The sequence below is a fragment of the Mesorhizobium sp. M7A.F.Ca.AU.002.02.1.1 genome, assembly GCF_003998535.1.
GTDB classification, from domain to species: domain Bacteria; phylum Pseudomonadota; class Alphaproteobacteria; order Rhizobiales; family Rhizobiaceae; genus Mesorhizobium; species Mesorhizobium ciceri.
On sequence record NZ_RZPB01000465.1, the window covers coordinates 1 to 4951 of the forward strand.

Annotated in this window: 7 protein-coding genes; 3 read left to right on the top strand and 4 right to left on the bottom strand. The window is 63.0% G+C overall.

Annotation, left to right across the window (positions count from 1 at the left end):
* Together EN879_RS24155 and rnhA are read left to right on the top strand one after the other, a co-directional pair.
* Positions 1-730, top strand: a 730-nt coding sequence (locus EN879_RS24155; protein ID WP_127274290.1) for a homoserine kinase, incomplete at its 5' end; no start/stop codon positions are given.
* Positions 731-734: 4 nt separating this feature from the next.
* Positions 735-1253 carry a ribonuclease HI gene (rnhA, locus tag EN879_RS24160; RefSeq protein ID WP_027164143.1) on the top strand — a complete coding sequence of 173 codons (519 nt, stop codon included), beginning with the start codon at positions 735-737 and terminating at the stop codon, positions 1251-1253.
* A 133-nt stretch (positions 1254-1386) separates the two neighbouring features.
* Here rnhA and EN879_RS24170 read toward each other — a convergent pair whose 3' ends face one another.
* The 3 genes from EN879_RS24170 to EN879_RS24180 form a co-directional block, all read right to left on the bottom strand.
* Entirely contained in the window at positions 1387-1863 is a 477-nt protein-coding gene (locus EN879_RS24170) for a DUF2938 domain-containing protein (protein ID WP_013532768.1), read from the bottom strand.
* Between the two features lie 72 nt (positions 1864-1935).
* Positions 1936-2418, bottom strand: coding sequence for a peroxiredoxin (locus EN879_RS24175; RefSeq protein WP_027164142.1), 483 nt, complete (start codon positions 2416-2418; stop codon positions 1936-1938).
* 84 nt (positions 2419-2502) lie between these two features.
* Positions 2503-3309, bottom strand: coding sequence for a protein-disulfide reductase DsbD domain-containing protein (locus EN879_RS24180; protein WP_063167685.1), 807 nt, complete (start codon positions 3307-3309; stop codon positions 2503-2505).
* Between the two features lie 170 nt (positions 3310-3479).
* Here EN879_RS24180 and EN879_RS24185 point away from each other — a divergent pair, with 170 nt between their 5' ends.
* The gene (locus EN879_RS24185) at positions 3480-4088 is read left to right on the top strand and encodes a YqgE/AlgH family protein (protein ID WP_013532765.1); all 609 of its coding nucleotides are present in this window, start codon (positions 3480-3482) and stop codon (positions 4086-4088) included.
* Between the two features lie 5 nt (positions 4089-4093).
* On the opposite strand, the gene EN879_RS24190 is transcribed toward EN879_RS24185, so the two are convergent.
* Positions 4094-4951, bottom strand: an 858-nt coding sequence (locus EN879_RS24190) for an EAL domain-containing protein (protein ID WP_164774549.1), incomplete at its 5' end; no start/stop codon positions are given.

The following is a 4951-nucleotide window of genomic DNA, read 5'->3' on the forward strand; positions in this document are numbered from 1 at the left end:
CTGCCCGCTGCCGGTGACCGCCCATGACGGCAGCGTCATCGGCACGCTCGCCGGCCGGCCTGCGGTCATCATCACCTTCCTGGAAGGGCTTTCGTTGCGGCGGCCCACAGCCACGCATTGTGCCGAGGTCGGCAAGGCGTTGGCGCAATTGCATCTGGCCGGCGCCGATTTTTCGATGACACGTCCGAATGCCCTGGCCATCGACGGCTGGCGCAAGCTCTGGGACGCAGCGCGCGACCGGGCCGACGAGGTCGAGCCGGGCCTGGCGGCCGAGGTTGATGCCGACTTTGCCGATTTTGAGCGCAACTGGCCCAAAGACCTGCCGCAAGGCATCATTCATGCCGATCTTTTCCCGGACAACGTTTTCTTCCTCGGCGAAAAGCTCTCCGGCCTGATCGACTTCTATTTCGCCTGCGACGACCTCTATGCCTACGATGTCGCCACCTGCCTCAACGCCTGGTGCTTCGAGAAGGATTTTTCCTTCAACCTGACCAAGGGCAAGGCGCTGCTCGCCGGCTACAAGAGCGTCCGGCCCCTGAGCGACCAGGAAAAGGCTGCGCTGCCGATGCTGGCGCGCGGTTCGGCGTTGCGCTTCATGCTGACCCGGCTATACGACTGGCTGACCGTCCCCGATGGCGGGCTGGTGATGAAACGCGATCCGACCGAATACATCAGAAGGATGCGGTTCCACCGGGCGATCAAATCTCCTTCGGAATATGGATTGGCCTGATATCATGAGCAAACAGGTTGAGATCTTCACCGACGGCGCTTGTTCGGGCAATCCCGGCCCTGGCGGCTGGGGCGCGATCCTGCGCTTCAACGGCACCACCAAGGAGCTTTCCGGCGGTGAGGCCGAGACGACCAACAACCGGATGGAACTGTTGGCCGCTATCTCGGCGCTGAACGCGCTGAAGGAACCGTGCACGGTCGAGCTTCACACCGACAGCAAATACGTCATGGACGGCATTTCCAAGTGGATCCACGGCTGGAAGAAGAACGGCTGGAAGACCGCCGACAAGAAGCCTGTCAAGAACGGTGAACTCTGGCAGGCGCTCGACGAGGCCAACAAGCGCCACAAGGTCACCTGGAACTGGGTCAAGGGCCATGACGGCCATGTCGAGAACGAGCGCGCCGACGAACTCGCGCGCGAAGGCATGGCGCCGTTCAAGAAAGGCCCGTTCAAGCCTGCAGCAGCGCCAAAGCCTGCTGCGCCGGCAATCGCGAAGGTGCGGCGCTCGACCCAGAGCTATTGAATTTCAGGAGCGGCGCGGCTCGGGTACGAAGAAGCAGATCAGCCAGCGGGCGGCGGCAACTACTACGATATCGGCGCGCATTCCGTTGTCTACGGCTGGCAGCCGATCGACAGGCCGACACAGCCGTAAGCGCTTATCGTATCAGCAGCGCCGTGCCCCAAAGCCCAAGTGCGAACACCGTATGCGACACCAGGTTCAGCGCCCGGATCCGCATCGGGTTGGGCCGCTTCGAGGCGGCCCAGCCGGCGCCCATGCCGGGTGCCAGCAGGAACCAGCCGGCGCCGACGGTGACAATGCCGAGGATGAAGGCCGGCAGAAATGTCGGCGCGGCAAGCCAGCCCGCTCCGGCCAGCACCACCAGGATGATGCCGTAGATGATGCCGACAAAATAGTGAAAGGCCCAACCCAGCGCCTTTTCATGCGCGTATGGTGCTGTATCGCCGATATCGTCGTGAAAGACCTTGTCACGGAGATGCCAGACCCAGCGGCCGACCGGCCCCCAGTTCGGCCGTGGCTGGCCGAACGCCTTGTGCAGGAAGATGGCCCAGAGATCCATCAGCACGGTGGCGCCGACGCCGATCGCGATAGCGCGCCAGAAGATGTCAAACATCGCTAGGATCCCCCCAAAGCAAGCCATGAACCACAAGCGCCATCGCCGTTGCGGCCGAAGGCGCACTGAAGTTCAGAGCTGTCCCAGAATATGGGCCGCGCCGGACTCGTCGACACCGGGCTTGGTCTCGACATTGAGCGCGGTGACCTTGCCGTCGTCGACGATCATCGAAAATCGTTTCGAACGCAGCCCCATGCCGCTGGCGGAAAGGTCATTGTCGAGGCCCACTGCCTTGGCGAAATCGCCACTGCCGTCGGCCAGGAACAGGATCTTGCCCTCGCCGCCGGTGAAGCGCGCCCAGGCGCCCATGACATGGACGTCATTGACCGAGACGACGGCGATGGTGTCGACGCCGCGCGCCAGGATGGCGTCATGGTTCTCGAGATAGCCGGGCAAGTGGTTGTTGCTGCAGGTCGGCGTGAAGGCGCCGGGAACTCCAAACAGAACGACCTTTTTGCCCGGGAATATCTCGGCCCCGGTGATCGGCTTGGCGCCGTCGTCGGTCATCGTCTTGAAGGTCACGTCAGGCAGCTTGTCGCCAACGGAAATGGTCATGGATTCCTCGCTTGGGAAATGGGGAAGGACGTGTCTTTGCGTAGCGAACCCAACGGCTTCCTGCAACCGTTGCGATGGGCTGGATCAAGGGAAAGGCAGAACCCCTTCGACAGCGCCCGCCGCACTCGTCAGCGTATAGTGAAGCCCGCCATCAGTCGGCGTCGTCGAGGGGCGGTCGAGGATCGGCACGGTGAAAATCAGCTTGCCGTCCTTTTCGCTGCGGGCCGGGGTGCCGAACATGTAGTCCTGCTCGCCGGCAACGAAGAAATCCGCCGCCGCCGGATCGCCGGGAAAGCTCGCCTCGACAATCAGCGTCTCATGGTCGCCCGGCAGCACATTGATGCCGAAATCGGACCTCGCGGGCGCAGGCAGTGCCGTAAAACTCGCCTTCACCAGCGCCGCGTCCTCGGCATTGTCCGGATCGGAGGCGGGGTCGACGGTCAGCCGCGTCTGCACCGGAATGCAGATCGTTTCGCAGATGCCGAGAAAGATGTCGGCATCGATCACCGCCGGCTGGTTCGGCGTCGCCAGCGTGAATGTCACCGGCAGAGAGACCGGATAGTTGTAGCCCGCCCATTTGCCATAGCCGTCGTCATGGCGCTGCGGCGCCGGAAACGACAGAGCGGCGTCGGCGACGTTGGTGCTGGCCGAAATGTCGAGTTGCGGCGGCACGCCCGCGTCTCCCGGATCGCGCCAATATGTCTTCCAGCCGGGCTTGAGCGCTATGTCGAGAACGCCCTGTATGCGGCCGGCATCGTCGGCTTTGCCTGATGTAACCAGCCGGACCTTGCCGCCTTCGCTGTTGTACCACGCCGACGAAGAGGCGGCGGCGGGAAGAGCGGTGGCCGATCCGATGCCGGCGCCGAGCAGCAGGATTTTCAAGCTTCGCATGGCGGTGATTTGATCGTCCGTTCGTGGCCGCGCAATGATTTCATGGCCTTGCCGGTATCATATTTGCGTGACTTCGAGGGAGAAGAATGTTCGAGCCGCCGCCACAGGCTTTGGTCGAATCCAGCACGGCGCATCTTTTCGGCGCTTTGGAAACGCGTTACGCTCCCTTCATGGACTTGTTGCGCCACAAGAAGACGGTCGCCAGTCGCGGCTTTCTCGACGATCAGTTCCTGATTGCCATGCCCGGCATGAAGGACGACCGTTTCACGCGCTCGGTCATCTATGTCTGCGCCCATTCCGATGAAGGCGCCATGGGCCTGATCATCAACCAGACGCAGCAGATGCTGTTTCCGGACTTGCTCGTGCAACTGGGCATCATGAACGAGCAGGAGGCAATCCGCTTGCCGGCTCAGGCCCGCGATTTCGTCGTGCGCAATGGCGGCCCCGTGGATCGCAGCCGGGGCTTCGTCCTGCATTCGGGCGACTATCGGGTGGAATCATCGCTGACCGTTTCCGACGACATCTGCCTGACGGCGACCGTCGACATATTGCGCGCCATATCGTCCGGCCGCGGGCCTCGTCATGCGCTGATGGCGCTCGGCTATTCCGGCTGGGGCGCGGGCCAATTGGAGACCGAGATCGCAGAAAATGGCTGGCTGACCTGTCCGGCCAGTGCCGAGCTTCTGTTCGACACCGATATCGAGCGCAAATACGACCGGATCCTCGCCTCGATCGGTATCGACCTTGCGCATCTCAGCCTCGCTGCCGGACACGCCTGATCCGTTTACGCTTGCGTCAGCGGATACTGCTCTTTCAGCGTCTTCAGCACCTGGTCGCCCGGCATCGGCGCGCCGAACATGAAGCTCTGGACATATTCGCAGCCCATCTGGCGCAGTTCCAGCGCGTCGCTCTCGTCCGAAATGCCCTCGGCGACGACGGACAGGCCGAGTTCATGCGCCATGTTGACCATCGATTTCAGCAGCACCGCGCGCTTGGGCGTGTTGTCGTCGACGAAGCTCTTGTCGATCTTGATGGTGTCGAAGGGGAAACGCGTCAGATAGGCCAATGACGAATAGCCGGTGCCGAAATCGTCCAGCGACAGGCCGATGCCGAGCTGCTTCAGCTTGGTCAGCACATGGGCGGTCTGCTCGGGATTGTCCATGACAAGCGATTCGGTGAGTTCGAGCCGGAAGCAGCGCGGCTTCAGGTTGGCCCGAGCGATGACCGAGCGGACGTCGCTGACCAGGTCGCGGCGGATCAACTGGCGGCTGGACAAATTCACCGAGACCGACAGCGGCGCGTCGCCGATCTGCTTTTGCCAGCTGGCGAGGTCTTCCGCCGCCTGCTGCATGGCAAACAGGCCGAGCTGCACGATCAGGCCGCAGCTTTCGGCGACCGGGATGAAATCCGCCGGCGGGATCATGCCGCGGCGCGGGTGGTCCCAGCGCAGCAGCGCCTCGAAGCCGGCGACGCTGCCGTCCTCGAGCCGGACGATCGGCTGGTAGGCAAGGGTGAATTCGCGCCGCTCGATGGCGCGGCGCAGGTCGGATTCGAACTGCAGCCTGTCGGTGCCGACAGTGCGGAAAGCCGGACGGAACGGCTCGATTCTGTCGCCGCCGAAGCGCTTGGCCTGATGCATGGC